The 16915-nt window shown below is 47.1% G+C and carries 21 protein-coding genes; 11 read left to right on the top strand and 10 right to left on the bottom strand.

What is annotated here, in order from left to right; translation table 11 throughout:
* Position 1 precedes the first annotated feature (1 nt).
* Positions 2 to 1312, top strand: coding sequence for a gephyrin-like molybdotransferase Glp (gene glp, locus ACIQZ3_RS03485; protein ID WP_397390466.1), 1311 nt, complete (start codon positions 2 to 4; stop codon positions 1310 to 1312).
* Between the two features lie 11 nt (positions 1313 to 1323).
* On the top strand, positions 1324 to 1617 hold the full coding sequence (locus ACIQZ3_RS03490) for a hypothetical protein (protein ID WP_015421612.1): 294 nt from the start codon (positions 1324 to 1326) through the stop codon (positions 1615 to 1617).
* 26 nt (positions 1618 to 1643) lie between these two features.
* Here the strand turns inward: ACIQZ3_RS03490 and ACIQZ3_RS03495 are convergent, their stop codons facing one another.
* A complete protein-coding gene (locus ACIQZ3_RS03495; RefSeq protein ID WP_397390374.1) occupies positions 1644 to 2669 on the bottom strand; it encodes a 2-hydroxyacid dehydrogenase in 1026 nt (341 codons plus the stop codon).
* A gap of 119 nt (positions 2670 to 2788) precedes the next feature.
* Between ACIQZ3_RS03495 and fdxA the strand changes: the two genes are divergently transcribed.
* The 4 genes from fdxA to ACIQZ3_RS03515 are packed head-to-tail and all read left to right on the top strand — an operon-like array spanning position 2789 to position 5503.
* Complete coding sequence (gene fdxA, locus ACIQZ3_RS03500) at positions 2789 to 3112, top strand: ferredoxin FdxA (RefSeq protein WP_397390376.1); 324 nt, start codon at positions 2789 to 2791, stop codon at positions 3110 to 3112.
* A gap of 1 nt (position 3113) precedes the next feature.
* Complete coding sequence (locus ACIQZ3_RS03505; protein ID WP_397390378.1) at positions 3114 to 4157, top strand: NAD(P)/FAD-dependent oxidoreductase; 1044 nt, start codon at positions 3114 to 3116, stop codon at positions 4155 to 4157.
* A 38-nt stretch (positions 4158 to 4195) separates the two neighbouring features.
* Positions 4196 to 4990 carry a thymidylate synthase gene (locus ACIQZ3_RS03510; protein WP_215301534.1) on the top strand — a complete coding sequence of 265 codons (795 nt, stop codon included), beginning with the start codon at positions 4196 to 4198 and terminating at the stop codon, positions 4988 to 4990.
* A 15-nt stretch (positions 4991 to 5005) separates the two neighbouring features.
* On the top strand, positions 5006 to 5503 hold the full coding sequence (locus ACIQZ3_RS03515; protein ID WP_397390380.1) for a dihydrofolate reductase: 498 nt from the start codon (positions 5006 to 5008) through the stop codon (positions 5501 to 5503).
* Between the two features lie 74 nt (positions 5504 to 5577).
* On the opposite strand, the gene ACIQZ3_RS03520 is transcribed toward ACIQZ3_RS03515, so the two are convergent.
* Both ACIQZ3_RS03520 and pmbA read right to left on the bottom strand, forming a co-directional pair.
* A complete protein-coding gene (locus ACIQZ3_RS03520; RefSeq protein WP_397390382.1) occupies positions 5578 to 6660 on the bottom strand; it encodes a TRAP transporter substrate-binding protein in 1083 nt (360 codons plus the stop codon).
* 59 nt (positions 6661 to 6719) lie between these two features.
* The gene (pmbA, locus tag ACIQZ3_RS03525; RefSeq protein ID WP_397390468.1) at positions 6720 to 8021 is read right to left on the bottom strand and encodes a metalloprotease PmbA; all 1302 of its coding nucleotides are present in this window, start codon (positions 8019 to 8021) and stop codon (positions 6720 to 6722) included.
* 71 nt (positions 8022 to 8092) lie between these two features.
* Here pmbA and mog point away from each other — a divergent pair, with 71 nt between their 5' ends.
* Positions 8093 to 8716 carry a molybdopterin adenylyltransferase gene (gene mog, locus ACIQZ3_RS03530; protein WP_397390384.1) on the top strand — a complete coding sequence of 208 codons (624 nt, stop codon included), beginning with the start codon at positions 8093 to 8095 and terminating at the stop codon, positions 8714 to 8716.
* A 97-nt stretch (positions 8717 to 8813) separates the two neighbouring features.
* Here the strand turns inward: mog and orn are convergent, their stop codons facing one another.
* Positions 8814 to 9401: an oligoribonuclease gene (gene orn / locus ACIQZ3_RS03535; RefSeq protein WP_397390386.1), complete on the bottom strand. Its 588-nt coding sequence runs from the start codon at positions 9399 to 9401 to the stop codon at positions 8814 to 8816.
* Between the two features lie 15 nt (positions 9402 to 9416).
* On the opposite strand from orn, the gene ACIQZ3_RS03540 reads away from it, so the two are divergent.
* A complete protein-coding gene (locus ACIQZ3_RS03540; protein WP_397390388.1) occupies positions 9417 to 10667 on the top strand; it encodes a M48 family metallopeptidase in 1251 nt (416 codons plus the stop codon).
* Positions 10668 to 10690: 23 nt separating this feature from the next.
* Entirely contained in the window at positions 10691 to 11704 is a 1014-nt protein-coding gene (gene rsgA, locus ACIQZ3_RS03545; RefSeq protein WP_397390390.1) for a ribosome small subunit-dependent GTPase A, read from the top strand.
* On the opposite strand, the gene ACIQZ3_RS03550 is transcribed toward rsgA, so the two are convergent.
* The 6 genes from ACIQZ3_RS03550 to rpsP all read right to left on the bottom strand — a co-directional run bounded on the left by ACIQZ3_RS03550 (position 11649) and on the right by rpsP (position 15627).
* A complete protein-coding gene (locus tag ACIQZ3_RS03550; RefSeq protein ID WP_397390392.1) occupies positions 11649 to 12608 on the bottom strand; it encodes a CobD/CbiB family protein in 960 nt (319 codons plus the stop codon). The genes rsgA and ACIQZ3_RS03550 overlap by 56 nt on opposite strands.
* Positions 12605 to 13342: a CoA pyrophosphatase gene (locus ACIQZ3_RS03555; protein ID WP_397390394.1), complete on the bottom strand. Its 738-nt coding sequence runs from the start codon at positions 13340 to 13342 to the stop codon at positions 12605 to 12607. The genes ACIQZ3_RS03550 and ACIQZ3_RS03555 overlap by 4 nt, the downstream gene beginning before the upstream one ends.
* Positions 13343 to 13406: 64 nt before the next feature.
* A complete protein-coding gene (rplS, locus tag ACIQZ3_RS03560) occupies positions 13407 to 13805 on the bottom strand; it encodes a 50S ribosomal protein L19 (protein WP_397390396.1) in 399 nt (132 codons plus the stop codon).
* Between the two features lie 126 nt (positions 13806 to 13931).
* Positions 13932 to 14678 (bottom strand): tRNA (guanosine(37)-N1)-methyltransferase TrmD, encoded by a 747-nt coding sequence (gene trmD, locus ACIQZ3_RS03565; RefSeq protein ID WP_397390398.1) that lies wholly within the window; start codon positions 14676 to 14678, stop codon positions 13932 to 13934.
* A gap of 46 nt (positions 14679 to 14724) precedes the next feature.
* The gene (gene rimM / locus ACIQZ3_RS03570) at positions 14725 to 15288 is read right to left on the bottom strand and encodes a ribosome maturation factor RimM (protein WP_397390400.1); all 564 of its coding nucleotides are present in this window, start codon (positions 15286 to 15288) and stop codon (positions 14725 to 14727) included.
* 93 nt (positions 15289 to 15381) lie between these two features.
* A complete protein-coding gene (gene rpsP / locus ACIQZ3_RS03575) occupies positions 15382 to 15627 on the bottom strand; it encodes a 30S ribosomal protein S16 (RefSeq protein ID WP_011902362.1) in 246 nt (81 codons plus the stop codon).
* Between the two features lie 253 nt (positions 15628 to 15880).
* Between rpsP and ACIQZ3_RS03580 the strand changes: the two genes are divergently transcribed.
* Both ACIQZ3_RS03580 and ACIQZ3_RS03585 read left to right on the top strand, forming a co-directional pair.
* Positions 15881 to 16405, top strand: coding sequence for an META domain-containing protein (locus tag ACIQZ3_RS03580; RefSeq protein ID WP_397390402.1), 525 nt, complete (start codon positions 15881 to 15883; stop codon positions 16403 to 16405).
* A 36-nt stretch (positions 16406 to 16441) separates the two neighbouring features.
* Entirely contained in the window at positions 16442 to 16888 is a 447-nt protein-coding gene (locus ACIQZ3_RS03585) for a hypothetical protein (protein ID WP_397390404.1), read from the top strand.
* The last annotated feature ends 27 nt before the right edge of the window (positions 16889 to 16915 follow it).

The following is a 16915-nucleotide window of genomic DNA, read 5'->3' on the forward strand; positions in this document are numbered from 1 at the left end:
AATGAAGCACTCTCCCAATAGCCCCATTCTCTTGACTGCCTCTCTCAATGTGGATGAAGCACGTAAGGCAATCGCCGGTCTCGTTAATGAATTGATTCTTGAGTCTCGCAAGCTAAACAATGTAAGCGATATTGAGTCGGTCACATTGGATCAAGCGATCAACCGCATTCTGGCAGAAGACTTACTTTCACCGATTGATGTCCCTGCCGCTGATAACTCCGCTATGGATGGCTTCGCTTTTAATGGCGATTGCTTAGGAGTCGATGAAAATATAGTCACCCTGAAGATCGTCGGCACGGCCTATGCTGGCAAACCTTATGAGGGCGCTATTGGTTCGGGCGAATGTCTCAAGATTATGACTGGGGCACTCATGCCTCGTGACTGCGATACCGTCATCCCCCAAGAGTTTACGGAATCTACAAATGAGTCAGTTGTAGGTTTTAAGCGAAATCAAGTAAAGCGTGGTGAGAATCGTCGCTTACGTGGCGAAGATTTGCAAAGCGGAAAAGCCGCTATCGAAGCTGGCCGTTTATTGCGACCATCCGATCTTGGTCTTGCTGCGTCCCTTGGCATTGCCAACCTCAAGGTACATCGCAAACTCAAGGTAGCCATTCTCTCTTCTGGAGATGAGTTGCGTCCTTTAGGGCAAGCCCTGGATATCGGCAGCATTTATGACAGCAATCGCTATAGCCTGACCGGGCTACTCAATCGCCTGAATTTAGAAATCATTGACTGCGGCATTGTGCGTGATGATCCTGCCTCACTTAAAGCCGCCTTTGTAGATGCCGCCTCTAAAGCAGATGTCCTGATTTCTTCTGGCGGAGTCTCAGTTGGTGAAGCGGACTTTACTAAGCAAATCATGCAAGAGTTGGGTGATGTAGGGTTTTGGAAAATTGCTATGCGACCAGGTCGTCCCATGGCCTTTGGAATGCTCAAGCCGGTTGAAGGGTCTGGCCGCAAAACCCTCTTCTTTGGCCTGCCCGGCAACCCCGTTGCAGTCATGGTGACTTTCTACCAATTTGTTCGCTCAGCCTTATTGCAGCTCAATGGTGCGAGCCAAACTGAGCCGCCAATGACTCAGGCCATTGCTGAAGCACCCATTCGGAAAAAGCCTAGTCGGACAGAGTTTCAGCGCGCTATTGTGGGGCGTGGCCCAGATGGAAAACCTACGGTCAAACTGACTGGTAGCCAAGGCGCTGGAATTTTGCGCTCCATGAGTGAGGCAAATTGCTTTGTCATTCTGTCTCACGACCAAGGAAATATTGCCGCTGGCGACTGGGTAGATGTGGCGCTTTTCGACGGACTGCTTTAAGATTGCACCTCATGAAACTCACCAAAAAAGAAATCGCCTTCGTAGATCCAATGCATACCGCCAAAACCCTGGTTTTGGTTTACCTCTGCTTCTCGGTTCCGATTGTGTTGTTAGCCCTGTTTGTAGCCTTCATTCGTGACGGTGCCATTCCTGGATTTACCGTTCTCTCCGCACTGATCCTCAATGCTTTACTTGGTTTTGCTTTGCTTTGGATTGCCTGCAAGGTTTACAACTGGGTAGCAGGGAAATTTGGTGGAATTGAGCTTGCTCTTCGCGAGCTCCCAGAAGAAATCGAAGCCGACTAATCACTCGGTCGACTTCGTTTCATTTCTTAAGCCTGACTTTTATCCGCTAGTACTTCAGCATTAATTAAGCTTGGTGGCTTCTTTCCATCAAGCGCTGCTCGTAGATTTTCTACCGCGAGATCAACCATCGCTCTACGCGTTTTTTCTGTAGCACTCGCAATGTGCGGAGCCAACACAATATTGCTGCACTTGAGTAACTCAGGATGCACCTGAGGTTCACCCTCAAAAACATCCAAGCCAGCTGCAAATATTTTTTTACTTTGCAATGCTTGCGCTAAAGCCACATCATCCACAATACCCCCGCGGGCAATATTGATCAGGATTGCAGACGGTTTCATCATCGCAATTTCTGCAGCACCAATGGTGTGATGGTTTTGAGCCGTGTAAGGTAACACCAACACCACATGATCGGCGGTGCGAAGCAACTCTTCTTTGGAGACATAAGTTGCACCACAGGCTTTTTCATCCGCATCAGAGAGATGGCTGCGGTTGTGATAAATCACTTTCATACCAAAACCCAAAGCGCGTTTCGCAATCCCTTGTCCAATGCGACCCATGCCAATAATGCCAACGGTGCTGTGATGCAAATCCATGCCGAGTGGGTTATTCACAATGGACCATTGATCCCACTTACCCGCTCGCACCCAATGCTCCGATTCCGTAATACGTCTAGCAGTTGCCATTAATAAAGCAAAGCCAAAATCCGCAGTGGTATCCGTAAGAACATCAGGGGTATTAGTAGCCATGACACCAGCAGCAGTAATCGCTGGGACATCAAAGTTGTTATAGCCGACAGAAATATTGGCAACTACCTTCAGATTTTTAGCCTGAGCTAGGGCAGCGGCATCGATTCTCTCGCTACCAGCAACCAAAGCTCCCTCCACCTCTGAAAGTGCTTTTTTAAGCTCTTCCGGGGTCAATATCTTGTCGGACTGGTTGGAGTGAACCTCATAGGATTCCTCCAATTTGGCTAGCGCCTCAGGAAATATGGCTCTTGCAACCAAAATCTTCGGTTTGGAGGGGTTTGTAGAGGTATTGGCTGGTGTGTTCATAGCGCGACTTTACCTCAAGTAAATTGATGCTTTTGCCTGAAAAATGGGTCAATTCAGCTAAAATTGATCTTTTATAACTTGGTAGTCCATTGATTTGGGCTCCTAACCTGCAAACTATCATGACTTACGTTGTTACCGAAGCCTGTATCCGTTGCAAATACACTGATTGCGTAGATGTCTGCCCAGTCGATTGTTTTCGCGAAGGTCCTAACTTTCTAGTAATCGATCCAGATGAATGCATCGATTGCGCAGTATGTGTTCCTGAGTGCCCAGTCAATGCGATTTATGCAGAAGATGATGTGCCTGGCGATCAACAGTCATTCATTAAGTTGAATGCTGACCTATCTCCGTCATGGACATCCATCACCAAATCCAAAGCTGCCCTCCCAGAAGCGGAAGAGTGGAAAGACGTTAAAAATAAACTTGACCAACTGGTAAAGTAAATTGCACTCCCCCATTGAAACCGATGCAGTCATTATTGGCGCCGGTCCAGTGGGACTCTTCCAAGTATTCGAGCTTGGACTCCTGGAAATTAAAGCGCATGTCATTGACTCCCTGCCTGAGGTGGGTGGTCAATGTATCGAGCTCTATCCAGATAAACCGATCTATGACATTCCGGCAATTCCGGTGTGCACTGGTCGCGAGCTAGTTAGTAATCTACTTAAACAAATTGAGCCATTCAAACCACAGTTCCATTTAAATCAAGAGGTCTCTACCCTTGAGAAGCAGGCCGATGGCCGCTTTCTGGTTAAGACTTCTCAAGATCAATCGTTTTTAACAAAGCTTGTTTTTATTGCCGCTGGTGTTGGCGCATTTCAACCGCGCACACTCAACCTGGATGGCATTGAGGCCTTTGTAAATAAACAAGTTTTCTATCGCGTCAGAAATCCCGAGCAATTCAATAACAAACGTATTGTGATTTGTGGTGGCGGAGATTCCGCACTAGATTGGGCATTGCATTTCGCTGATCAAGCGGCAAGCGTCACACTCATTCACCGCAGAGATGAATTCAAAGCAGTGCCTCAATCTATAGCTAAGATGCGCGCGCTTTGCGCAGCCGGCAAGATGAAACTCATCATCGGACAAATTACCGGCCTTGAATCCTCCAATAACAAACTCACCGACATTGCCGTCACCAATATTGATGGTGAAGTTCAAAATATTGCCTTAGATGCCCTCTTATTGTTTTATGGCCTCTCCCCGAAATTAGGCCCGATTGCTGACTGGGGTCTCGATATCGATCGCAAGCAAATTGCTGTGGATACGGCCTGCTTTCAGACCAGTACGCCCGGTATTTACGCCGTTGGCGATATCAATATCTACCCAGGCAAGAAAAAACTGATTCTGTCAGGCTTTCATGAGGCAGCCTTGGCAGCCTTCGCCGCAGCAGCCTATCTAGCCCCTGAAAAGCAGATTCAACTCCAGTACACCACTACCTCCCCAAAGCTGCATAAGGCACTTGGGGTAAGCCCACCAACATTCGAGTAAGCTCTTCATATCACTGAATCATTTAGCTGAATATACCTATGCGTCAATATCACAATCTTATGAAGGAAGTCCTCGAAAAGGGCGTCCAAAAATCCGATAGAACCGGAACCGGAACGATCTCCATCTTCGGCCACCAGATGCGCTTTAATCTGGCAGAAGGCTTTCCGATGGTTACCACTAAGAAACTCCATCTCAAATCCATCATTCTGGAATTGCTGTGGTTTCTCAAAGGTAGCACTGACAATAACTGGCTAAAAGAGCGTGGCGTTTCTATTTGGAACGAGTGGGCAGCCCCAGATGGTGACCTAGGTCCGATCTATGGCTACCAGTGGCGTTCATGGCCTGCGCCTAATGGTCAGCATATTGACCAAATCGCAGAAGTTGTAGAGACCCTTAAAAAGAATCCGGACTCTCGCCGCATTATTGTTTCTGCATGGAACGTCGCTGATATTCCTCGCATGGCTTTAGCTCCTTGCCACGCCTTCTTTCAGTTCTACGTTGCCGATGGCAAATTGTCTTGCCAACTCTATCAACGTAGTGCAGATATTTTCCTAGGCGTACCTTTCAATATTGCTAGCTATGCCCTACTGACCCACATGATGGCGCAGCAATGCAATCTGGAAGTAGGTGACTTTGTATGGACCGGTGGCGATTGCCATCTCTATAGCAACCACTTAGAGCAAGTTGATCTTCAGTTATCCAGAGACTTCTTCCCGCTACCTAAGCTCAATATTCTGCGCAAGCCAGATTCCATCTTCGATTATGAATTCGAAGATTTTGAAATCGCTGGCTATGAATCCCATCCCGCCATTAAAGCTCCTGTAGCCGTTTAAGAAATCAGATTACCCATGACCGCCTCTAAGCACCCCGCCATCTCGATGATTGTTGCTCGCTCACGTAATCACGTGATTGGCCGTGACAATCAAATGCCTTGGAAGATTTCTGCTGATCTGCAATTCTTTAAAAAAGTGACGATGGGTCACCCAGTCATCATGGGTCGCAAGACCTGGGAGTCGATTGGCCGCCCGCTTCCTGGACGCCGCAATATCGTTGTGAGCCGCAATGTCGATCTCAAGTTGACCGGCGCAGAAGTGGTGAACTCACTCGAAGCAGCACTCGCCAGTTTGAATGAGTTCCCACGGGTATTTGTGATTGGCGGAGAACAGCTGTTCACTCAAGCATTCCCTATGGCAGATCGTCTTTACATTACCGAGATTGATATCGATGTAGACGGTGGTGATACCTTCTTTGAAGTTCCGAACCCATCTGAATGGAAAGAGGTTGAGCGTACCCCGGCTTCAGAAGGTGAAATTACGTTTAGCTTCATTACGCTTGAGAGCAAGTAGCCTGACTTGTAATGCGCAATAAGATAAAGGGCTCCTAGGAGCCCTTTTCTAATTCACCGCAAAGATCTCAAGGATTAGAGTTTCTTCGCAAAACTGTATTGCGCAAATGCTTGCTCGGCCACATTAAACCATTGCGCTTCCATGTTCCTGAAAGCTCGATAGTCTTCGAAGATTTTCTTGAACTGAGGATTCTTGGCAGACTCTTCAGCATAAGTTTCTTGGCTAGCCTTAAAGCAGGCATCCATGACTGAGGTATTGAACTTGCGCAATACTGCGCCACCTTGGACAAGGCGCTGCAATGCAGGCGGATTTAAGGCATCGTACTTGGCACACATATCCGTGTGAGCTTCAAAACAGGCTGCCTGCCATGCCGCTTGATATGCAGGTGGTAATGAATCCCACTGCTTCTTATTCACCAAGAATGAGAGGCCAGCTGCCCCTTCCCAGAATGCAGGGTAGTAATAGTTCTTGGCGACTTTAGCTAGACCTAATTTCTCATCATCGTAAGGACCTACAAATTCAGCAGCATCAATCGTGCCTTTTTCTAGGGCTGAATAAATTTCACCAGCAGGCAACTGTTGTGGCACTACGCCTAACTTCGCGAGTACCTGTCCCGCAAAACCAGCGATGCGGAATTTGAGTCCTTTGAAATCTTCTGGAGACTTAATCTCTTTGCGGAACCAGCCACCCATCTGAGTCCCGGTTTGCCCGCCCAAGAAATTGACAATATTGTAGCTGGCGTAGAGTTCGCGCATTAGCTTCATACCATTGCCATGCAACATCCAGGCAGATTGCTGGCGCGCCGTCATGCCAAATGGCGCAGCCGTATCAAAAATAAATGCGCTGTTCTTGCCTAAGTAGTAATAGCTAGCAGTATGGCCACACTCCACCGTACCGTTTTGAACCGCATCTAATACCTGTAGGGCTGGCACCACCTCACCAGCGGCAAACACCTTGACATTGAACTTACCATCGGTTGCTTTGCGCAAGGCGTTGGCAAATACCTCTGGCGTACCAAACAAAGTATCTAAGGATTTGGGAAAGCTCGAGACTAAACGCCAATTTAAGCTTGGCAAGCTCTGCGCAATAGATGGTGCCGCTAATGCCGCTGCGCCTGCACCAATAGTGGCTTTCTTTAAAAAGGAACGTCTTTGCATCTTTTCTCCTCCAAAATAGTTTTCTTCTGTTCTTCTGTTCTTCTGTTTTTTCTTCTGCTTTATTTGCCGCCAACCGTCATTGATCCAATTAAGATCGAACCAGTTTCTTTTGTGCCACGGATTAATGAATCACTACCAATCATCTGAATATCCATCAGCATATCGCGTAAATTACTCGCAATCGTAATACCCTCTACCGGATATTGAATCTCACCGTTTTCTACCCAGTATCCAAAGGCACCACGAGAGTAATCGCCTGTGACGTAATTTACGCCCTGCCCCATAAGCTCAGTAACGAGCAGGCCTGTACCCATCTCCCTTAAGAGCGCAGGCAAACCACCCTTAGGCGTCTTCCGACTTTGCAATGTCAGATGGTGAGAGCCACCAGCATTGCCGGTAGTTTTCATGCCCAATTTTCTGGCGGAGTAAGTGGACAAGAAATAGCCTTGCAACACGCCTTTGTCCACCACGGTTCTAGCTTTAGTCTTCACACCTTCCTCATCGAAAGGCGCACTTCCTGTCATCGACTTGAGGTGGGGATTTTCAAAGAGGCTAACGTGCTTTGGTAACACTTGCTTGCCCAAGCTATCCAATAAAAAACTGGAGCGACGATATAGAGCGCCACCAGATACTGCTTGGACCAATCCACCCAATAAACCAGCAGCCAAGGGAGCCTCGAAAATGACTGGGCAACGGCGCGTAGTGAGCGATCTTGCCTTAAGACGTGAGAGCGCACGCTCTGCCGCGTATTTACCAATCGCAGCTGGATTGGCCAACTCTTCAGGGATACGTGAGCTTGAGTACCAGTCATCTCTTTGCATGAGTGACTTTTTGCCACCCTGATTTGCAATCGGTGCGCAAGAAATGTAGTGGCGTGAGAATGGATAGCCGCCCATAAACCCGTGACTAGTTCCCATCATGAAATGCGCATGATGTGCGGATATCGAAGCGCCATCGCTATTTTTAATTTGTTTACTGACTGCAAAGGCAGCGCCTTCAGCAGTACGCGCGATATCAATTGCTGTTGCCGAATCTAAATCCCATGGATGAAATAAATCTAGATCAAGCGGATGTTTTTCTAGGAGCGCTTTTTCAGCGGGACCGGCACAAAGATCTTCCGCCGTATGTTGGGCGATATGGTACGCAGCCTCAACCGCTGCCCTTAGGGAATCCTTAGAGAAATCACTGGTGCTAGCGTTACCGCGACGATGACCTAAAAAGACAGTTACGCCAACTTGTTTATCCAAGCTTTGCTCAATAGTCTCGACCTCGCCCTTGCGGACGGTTACTGAAAGACCTTGCCCCTCCGAAACCTCGGCTACAGCATCCGAGGCACCCCGCCTTTTGGCTTCCGTGAGCATGAAATCAATGAGTTCTTGAAACTGATTTGATGAGTATGTAAACATGCCCTAATAATAGCTAGAATAGAAACATGAATCATACCGAAGCCTGGAAAAAATCCTCCCCAAACGAAATTAAAATTGGTCTAATATCTATCTCCGATAGAGCGAGTAAGGGCGTCTATACCGACGAGGGTATCCCTGCCCTGCAAATGTGGCTTCAGACCGCTATTAATACCCCCTGCGTCTTTCATGAGCGCCTTATTGCGGATGAGCGGGAGATCATTACCGAAACAATCGTGGAGCTGACAGACGATCTCGGCTGTGATTTAGTCCTCACCACAGGCGGTACGGGCCCCTCCCGCAGAGATGTAACCCCTGAGGCCACAATGGATGCCGGAACCCGGGAAATGCCCGGATTTGGCGAGCAAATGCGCCAAATTAGCCTGCGCTTTGTACCCACTGGGATTCTGTCTCGTCAAACGGCTGTTTTGCGAGAAATTGAAGGGCATGCGGCCCTGGTCATCAACTTGCCAGGCCAGCCTAAATCCATCAAAGAAACACTCGAAGGATTAAAGGATGCCGAAGGCAAATCCATTGTTCCAGGGATTTTTGCTGCAGTCCCCTACTGCATAGACTTGATTGGCGGCCCCTATATCGAGACAGATGAAGCCATTGTCAAGGCTTTTAGACCCAAGAGTGCAATTAAGAAATAAGACGAGCAATCGTTTGGGTGACTCGTCCTAATATAGATTTTTAACTGTCAACCTATATTAGGACGAGTCAGCTCGTTGCTTACCTTTAAATGCCAGCCTACTCCGGCAGGGGAACGATAAACTTTTCTCGGTAGTACTTAAGCTCTTCGATGGACTCTTCGATGTCGGCCAATGCGGTATGGGCCTGCTTCTTGGTAAAGCCCTTTACCAACTCCGGATGCCAACGTTTGCAAAGCTCCTTGAGAGTGGAAACATCGATATTCCGATAATGAAAGAATGCCTCTAGTTTTGGCATGTACTTCGCCATGAAGCGCCGATCTTGACCAATCGTATTGCCACACATCGGAGCAATACCAGGCTTGATATATTTCTTGAGGAAAGCGATACATTCAGCTTCTGCAGTAGCTTCGTCTGTAATTGAGGCTTTGACCTTATCAATGAGGCCTGAGCGTCCATGGGTACCCTTATTCCAGGCATCCATTGCATCCAATAAGGCATCGTCTTGGTGGATCACCCAAACAGGGGCAGTAGCGATGGTATTGAGATGTGCATCGGTCACGATCACGGCAATTTCCAAAATACGCTCTTTTTCAGGGTCCAGGCCTGACATCTCCATATCCACCCAAATCAGGTTTTCATTGGCCGGCGCTACCTTTGGTGCGGGGGTACTTGTTTTTTCACTCATATCTATAATCATCTCATGACATTCACAATTGTTTTTCTAATCGCCTTCATCGCCAGCTTTGGTCTACGCCACTGGTTATCCCAACGCCAAATTCGTCACGTCGCTACCCACCGCGATGTAGTGCCCGCTGAGTTTGCCTCTCAGATCTCTTTAACCGAACATCAAAAGGCTGCTGACTATACGATTGCCAAACTGCGCCTCGGTATTTTAGAGAATGGCTTTAGCGCAATTGTTTTAATTAGCTTCACGCTCTTGGGCGGCTTGCAGATTTTGAATTTCTCTCTTCTGCAGTTATTGGGAGAAGGCATTGCACAGCAAATGGCCCTATTGATATCCATTGTCTTGATCTCCGGAATTATTGACCTACCCTTCTCCTGGTACAAACAGTTTTACTTAGAAGAGCGCTTTGGTTTTAACCGCATGAATGCCAAACTCTTTTTTAGCGACATGTTCAAGGGTCTAGGTGTTGGTGGTGCAATTGGTGTTCCGCTCCTCTGGGTCATTCTCAGCTTAATGGCCCAAGCAGGTGACTTTTGGTGGCTATGGGCATGGGGTGTTCTTACTGTTTTCAGCTTATTGATGCAGTGGATATTTCCAACCTTTATCGCACCCATCTTTAATAAGTTCGAAGCTCTAGAGGAAGGTGCGCTCAAGACACAAATTGAAGCTTTACTAACGCGCTGTGATTTTGCAAGCCAAGGCCTCTTTGTGATGGATGGCAGCAAACGTAGCGCGCACGGCAATGCATTTTTTGCCGGCATGGGTAAAGCCAAGCGTATCGTCTTTTTTGACACCTTGATCGAGAAACTCAATCCCGGCGAAGTAGAGGCAGTACTAGCTCATGAGCTTGGTCACTACAAATGCGACCATATCCGCAAACGTCTGCTAGTTTCCTTTGCTTTGAGCTTTGCGACATTCGCACTCCTAGGCTGGGTCAGCACTCAACCCTGGTTCTACACCGACCTTGGCGTGATGCCCAACCCCAATGGCTATAACGGTGGCCTAGCTCTAGCGCTATTCATGTTGGTATCCCCGGTATTTAGCTTCTTCCTGACTCCGCTATCGAGCTTGGCCTCGCGCAAACATGAATACGAGGCAGATGGTTTTGCTGCAGCCAAATCATCTGCAAGCGATTTGATTTCTGCCTTAGTCAAACTCTATCAAGACAATGCCTCGACTTTGACGCCAGATCCGATCTATACCGCCTTTTATAGTTCGCATCCCCCTGCTCCACTACGCATTGCTAATCTCAAACGTTTTAACTAAGTCATCTGGAATTGATTTAGTTAATGGAACAATTTCATGCGCTACTCACCGCCTCCTACGGAAGGCATTATTTAGCGCAGCGCTTGGTGAAAGATGGGCGTGGAAATGAATCCCCTATCGGCGAATTAATTCAAGTAAGCACACCAGCAAAGCAACACATTGGCGCAGTAGGTGATCGCATGTTGCTGGAGATGACTTCAGTTGATCAAGCACGCATTATTCGCATCGAGTCAAGAGAAAATTTGCTCTATCGATCAGATGCTTTTAAAAGCAAATTGATTGCTTCGAATGTCGATCAGATATTAGTAGTGCTTGCAACGCAACCCGCTTTCTCCCCAGATCTTTTGGGAAGAGCCGTTGTTGCTGCAGAGACGAATAATATTGGCTTGCACATCCTATTGAACAAATGCGATCTCAAAGATAATTTAGAGCACGCTCGCAAAATCATTGCACCCTATGCGCGCATGGGCTACCCCGTAACAGAGGTATCCGCCAAGTTTGATGAAGCCTCCATCGAAGCATTACGTCCAGCTATTTGTGGCAAAGTGTCGGTATTCGTAGGCCAATCTGGCATGGGTAAATCTAGCCTACTCAATGCCTGGGTTCCAAATGCGGCAGCCATTACTCAAGAGTACTCAGTTCGTCTCGATACTGGTAAACACACCACTACCGCCTGCCGCTACTTCGAGCTACCTGAGGCCTGGGGACGTGATGCTAATGGCAAATTGGGTGCTTTAATCGACTCTCCAGGCTTTCAGGAGTTTGGCCTGGCACATATGTCGGTTAGCGAACTAGAGCATGCCTTTAGAGAGTTTCATGACTTACTGGGCAAGTGTCGCTTTCATAACTGCGCACACCAATCAGAACCAGATTGCGCAATACGAGAAGCCGTCGACAGAAATGAAATAGCGCCAGAGAGACTGGCGCTATTTAGGCAATTGCGATCCGACTCAAAAACAGCCGATACGCAGATTCAGGGAATTAGCCAAGCCAAAGAGCGATGGTCAGCATTAGCAATAAAGCCATCCAAGCGATAACCAGGCGCCATACCAAACCAATTGCAGAGCGCATCGTGCGCTCATTCGGCTCAAGACCTACTTCGTAAACAACGGGCTCACCAGCTTCAGCCATTCGCAAAGCTTCATCGCTATCAGGCTCGCTCATAGGCTCACCCAAACGAACGCCTAAGGCACCACTACCAGATGCCAAGATCACTGCCGATAAAGAGTCAGACCATTTACCAGTCAAGTGACGCCATGCATAGACGGCACCTTCAAAGTTACCCACGATCGCAAAGCCCATCGCGGTAATACGTGCAGGAATCCAATCCAATACGTAGAAGAAATGACGCGCTGCTTCACTTAAATTGAAATCGCCTTTTTCTGACCAATGCTGAGCAGCTGTATCTGCTAAGCGATACAAGACCACACCTGCAGGCCCCATTGGCATTAAGAACCAGAACAGCACACCAAATACATGGTGATGTGAACCGATGATGGCGCGCTCCAATGCCAGTGAAATGACTTCAGTTTCCGTGAGATTGGAGGCATCTAATTCAGGGCCATACCACTCACCCAAGACTGCGCGTGCTGCTGGCAAATCATGATTTGCGATTGCTTCATGAACTAGCGTGAAAGAGTGACTAAATTGGCGGAAGCCAAAAAATAGATACGCAATTAATACGTTCCACACGAATCCCAAAATTGGGAAGGTCACCATAAAGACAACGTAAATTACGAAAACAAGAAAAGTTGGCAGAATGAAAGCGACCAAACAGGCCATACGAGCGCCGACTGGGCTCGCACCATCTTCGGTCTTACCACCGAATTCACCGGCGACCCAATCTAACCAACGAGCACTCATGCGCGCGATCCAATGAGTCGAAGTTACTGGGCGATATTGCTCAGCAATCAGTGCAAAGAGAATAGAAAAGAAAGTCATACTTTTAATAAATGGTAAAGGTTACGCAACATGCCAGCAGTAGCACCCCAGATAAAACGATTTTCATAGGGCATTGAATAAAACCGACGACTACCCTGATCACTCTCCCAGACTCGCACTTGATGATTTGCAGGGTCCATTAAAAAATGTAAAGGCACTTCAAAAACATCTGCTACTTCAAAAGCCTCTAAGGCATATTCTGCCTGAGGTTTTACCAATCCCACAACTGGCGTCACACTATAGCCCGAAACCGTTAAATACTGAGGCAAATGGCCAATGATCTCCACCCCCTGTCGATCCAAACCGATTTCCTCTTCGCTTTCTCGTAAAGCGGTGTCATTGGGGCTGGAATCACCCGGGTCCATCCGACCGCCCGGAAAGCTAATTTGACCAGCATGATCGTGCAAATGATCGGTTCTTTTGGTAAGGAGCACCGAGAGCCCATCGCTCTTTAAAAGCAAGGGGATCAGCACCGCTGCCTGGGTTATTTTTCCAGCGGCCTGGCGATTCTGGATGATGTCAGAAGCAATAACGTGTCGATTCTCATCCGTGATTTCTGGTTCCCAGACCGGAGGATTTTGAAAACGATCCCTCAAACCCAAGGGCTCCATAACATGAGTTGCTACCTTAGGTTGACTGAAACACACCTCATGAACTGGAATAGCTTGCGCATCAAAACCAGCTGGAACAGCAACGCTGAATGTCTGATTTGGAGAGCTTGATTTCTGGGTCATGCGCTTATTTTAGGGCAACAAAAAAGGCAGCCTAGGCCGCCTTCTTTTTAGATTAAAGCAAACCTTATTCCGCTACTGTCGCAGCAACTGCCTTAACTTTACGGGCAGGAAGTTTTTCTTTAATACGTGCAGACTTACCTGAACGATCACGCAAGTAGTACAACTTCGCGCGACGTACATCACCGCGACGCTTCACTTCAATGCTAGCGATCAATGGTGAGTAAGTTTGGAATGTACGCTCCACACCTTCGCCAGATGAAATCTTGCGAACGATAAAGCTGGAATTCAGTCCGCGATTGCGCTTAGCAATCACAACGCCTTCAAAGGCCTGGGTACGCTTACGTGTACCTTCAACTACGTTTACGCCAACAACTACTGTATCGCCAGGAGAGAATGCAGGAAGTACTTTGTTAGCACTTAAGCGAGCAATTTCTTCTTGCTCAATTTTTTCGATCAAATTCATTATTAATCCTTAAACATCTTGTCAGCGTTTAATCCCGAGACTTTCATCAACGGACCGGACAGAGGATGCAGTTAAAACCATTTCACTAAATCAAAACACAAACACTTCATTCAAAACCATAATTACTTACAGCGTTCGAAGAAATTGCTCATCTTCTTTACTTAGCAACCCATTAGCTCTTGCTGATTTAATTAAATCAGGTCTAAGCCTTAACGTCAGCCCTAAAGACTTCTGCCGACGCCAATCCGCTATTTTAGCGTGATGTCCGCCCAAAAGCACGTCTGGAACAGATAAATTTTCATATATTTCAGGACGGGTGTAGTGCGGATAATCCAAAAGTCCGTTAATAAAGCTATCCTGGACTGCAGATTCCCCATCCCCCAAGGCCCCTGGAATGAGGCGAATAACCGCATCCATCATGGTCATAGCGGGCAATTCACCACCAGAAACCACAAAATCACCCATAGAAAGCTGTAAATCGACGTTTCGATCAATAAAGCGTTGGTCGACAGCCTCGTATCGACCACAAATAAAGGTTAAATTGCCGTAATTGAGGATATCTGTCGCTATCTTCTGAGAAAAGACCTCCCCTTGAGGGGCGAGAAGGCAAATTGGGCCAGAAACAACGTTTTGAGATTGATGTGCGGCTTTAACAGCAGATATCGTATCTTCCAGTGGTTTTGCCATCATCACCATGCCGGGACCGCCACCATAGGCGCGATCGTCCACAGTCTTGCGGGGATCGGTGCAGTAGTCTCGAGGATTCCAGAGGTTCACACTGGCAAGGCCTTGCTCACAAGCGCGCCCAGTAATGCCCCACTGCGTTAAAGCAGAGAACATTTCAGGGAATAGGCTAACTACATCAAATCGCATAGTGGGAATAGAGCATCAAAGACCGTTTACTGGAATAGCAATTGGGCTACCAATCAGCTTGCCAATCTAAAGTAATGAGCCTGTTTGGCAAATCAACGCTTTGCACCGCTTCTTTTACGAAAGGCACTAACTGTTTTACTGTTTTGGTTTCTGGATCGCCAAGGGCAATGATTCCGTGAGCACCGTTATCGTTAACATCAATCACCTCACCCAGGCTCTCGCCTTGAAGATTGATTGCTTTACAACCGATCAGATCAACCCAGTAATAGCTATCACTTTCTGCCTTTGGAAATACGTCGCGCGCAACTAAGATGCGGGCACCTTTTAAAGCCTCAGCTTGATCACGATCCGTGATGCCGTCTAAGGCAATCACTACAGTACCGCTATGCATCTTGGCTTGCTTCACCTTGTATAGCTTTAATGAGGCCTGCTCATGAGACGCAGCAACACCCGCACTCCGACGAGGAATGAGAGATAACCAAAGTTCTTTGCTAGATAAGAGCGCTACGGGATCGGAAGAATGAGGGCGAACCTTAATCTGACCCTGTAAGCCTTGAGCGTCCTGAACTGCACCGAGCTCAATCAAATCATCTAGGGAAGGTGTATTCATATTGAAGCCACCCCAACTCCCCAAATAACACTACAAGTAAATTCTGCTACCAAAGACTTCATCACTAAGAAAAAGTCTTTGGATTTGAAGTCTTTAGACCGCAGGATTATTTTTGATCAAACGAACTACTGTTGGAGAGATCTGCGCGCCAACACCAGTCCAATAGGTCAAACGATCTTGAGCAATACGCATTGCTTGCTCTGTCGCTGCTGCCTGTGGATTGAAGTAACCAATACGCTCGATAAAGTTCGAGTCGCGACGATTGCGCTTGTCTGTAGCCACGATGCTATAAAAAGGGCGCTTCTTTGAACCGCCGCGTGCCAGTCGAATGACGACCATACTTATTCCTTAAAATCTAAAATGAAAACAGGTTGATTACAACCCAATGAAATTACTACAAAATCTTGGGCTCCGACTAACTGAGCAAATTAACAAAACAAATGCACGGTATAGCGGAAAACCTCATATTCTAGACGAAAACCCCTACTTGATCCACCTATTTAAGCGGGCACCCTTTTGGCTTCAACAGTAGAATAGAACCCAGTAGCTCATAAAATAATTATTAAAAACAATAACTTACAGAAATACCACCATGAAAACTGCCATTTTTAGACCCTCCAGAGGCCCTATAAAGCGCCTTTTTCTCATTCTTTCTTGCCTTGGTTTAGGTTTTTTGACCGCCTGCGCCAATGTCATTCCGCCCTGCAATGCCAAAATCAGCCCTCCGAGCAGTGAATTCAGAAATACCAAATGGGAGCTAGTCCGCTGGAATCTCGCGCCTAATGCCAGGGGTGAGGTTCGTGCCCGACAAATCCCTCAGGGTGACAATAGCAACCCAATCCAAATCATCTTTGATGCCAATGGTGAGCGTGTGAGTGGATCCTCAGGCTGCAATCGCTTTACTGCGCGCATTACTGAAGATGCCAGAGGCTTTACGCTAGATCAAATCGCTAGTACAAAAATGGGCTGCACACCACAACGCATGGAACTAGAGAATGACTTTCTCTATGAATTAAATGATTACCGCTCGATTGTGCGCAACGGCGATCAACTCCTGATGATTGGTGCGGATCGTGAAGTTTTAAGCTTCATGCAAAAAAATAATGCTGCAAAATAATTTAATACTTATACAAGCTCATCACTGAAAGTCAGCATGAAAAAATACAAACTCCTATTTTGCTCACTTGGATTATTTTTTCCCGGGACTGGCTTGAACTGTTTTTATTTACAAGGATTTAAATCCTTTTGGGGATGGGCTCAACTATTTGCATTTGTTGGTGGAATCGCCGGTTGGTTTATTCTCAAAGATGCGCACTTCCACTCTGCGTCGGGTTGGGTATTAATCACTTTTGGCTTTATCACTTTTGAAGCAAGCTGGCTAACCACCATTGCTTATGGTTTACGCGCCGATGAAAAGTGGGATGCTGAATTTAATCCTGCTCTAGAGCCCAGCAAAGTTACTAAATCAGGCTGGCCAGTTGTGCTGACGGTGATTTTTTCTTTGGTATTTGGTGCAGGCGTCATGATGACGTTCTTGGCAATTGCATTTGAACAATTCTTCATCTCCCAACTTCTAGAAGCAAGAAAGCTATCCCAGTAATGCGGATAGCTTTTTGAATGGCGGTGG

This window comes from Polynucleobacter sp., assembly GCF_044342855.1.
Lineage (GTDB): Bacteria > Pseudomonadota > Gammaproteobacteria > Burkholderiales > Burkholderiaceae > Polynucleobacter.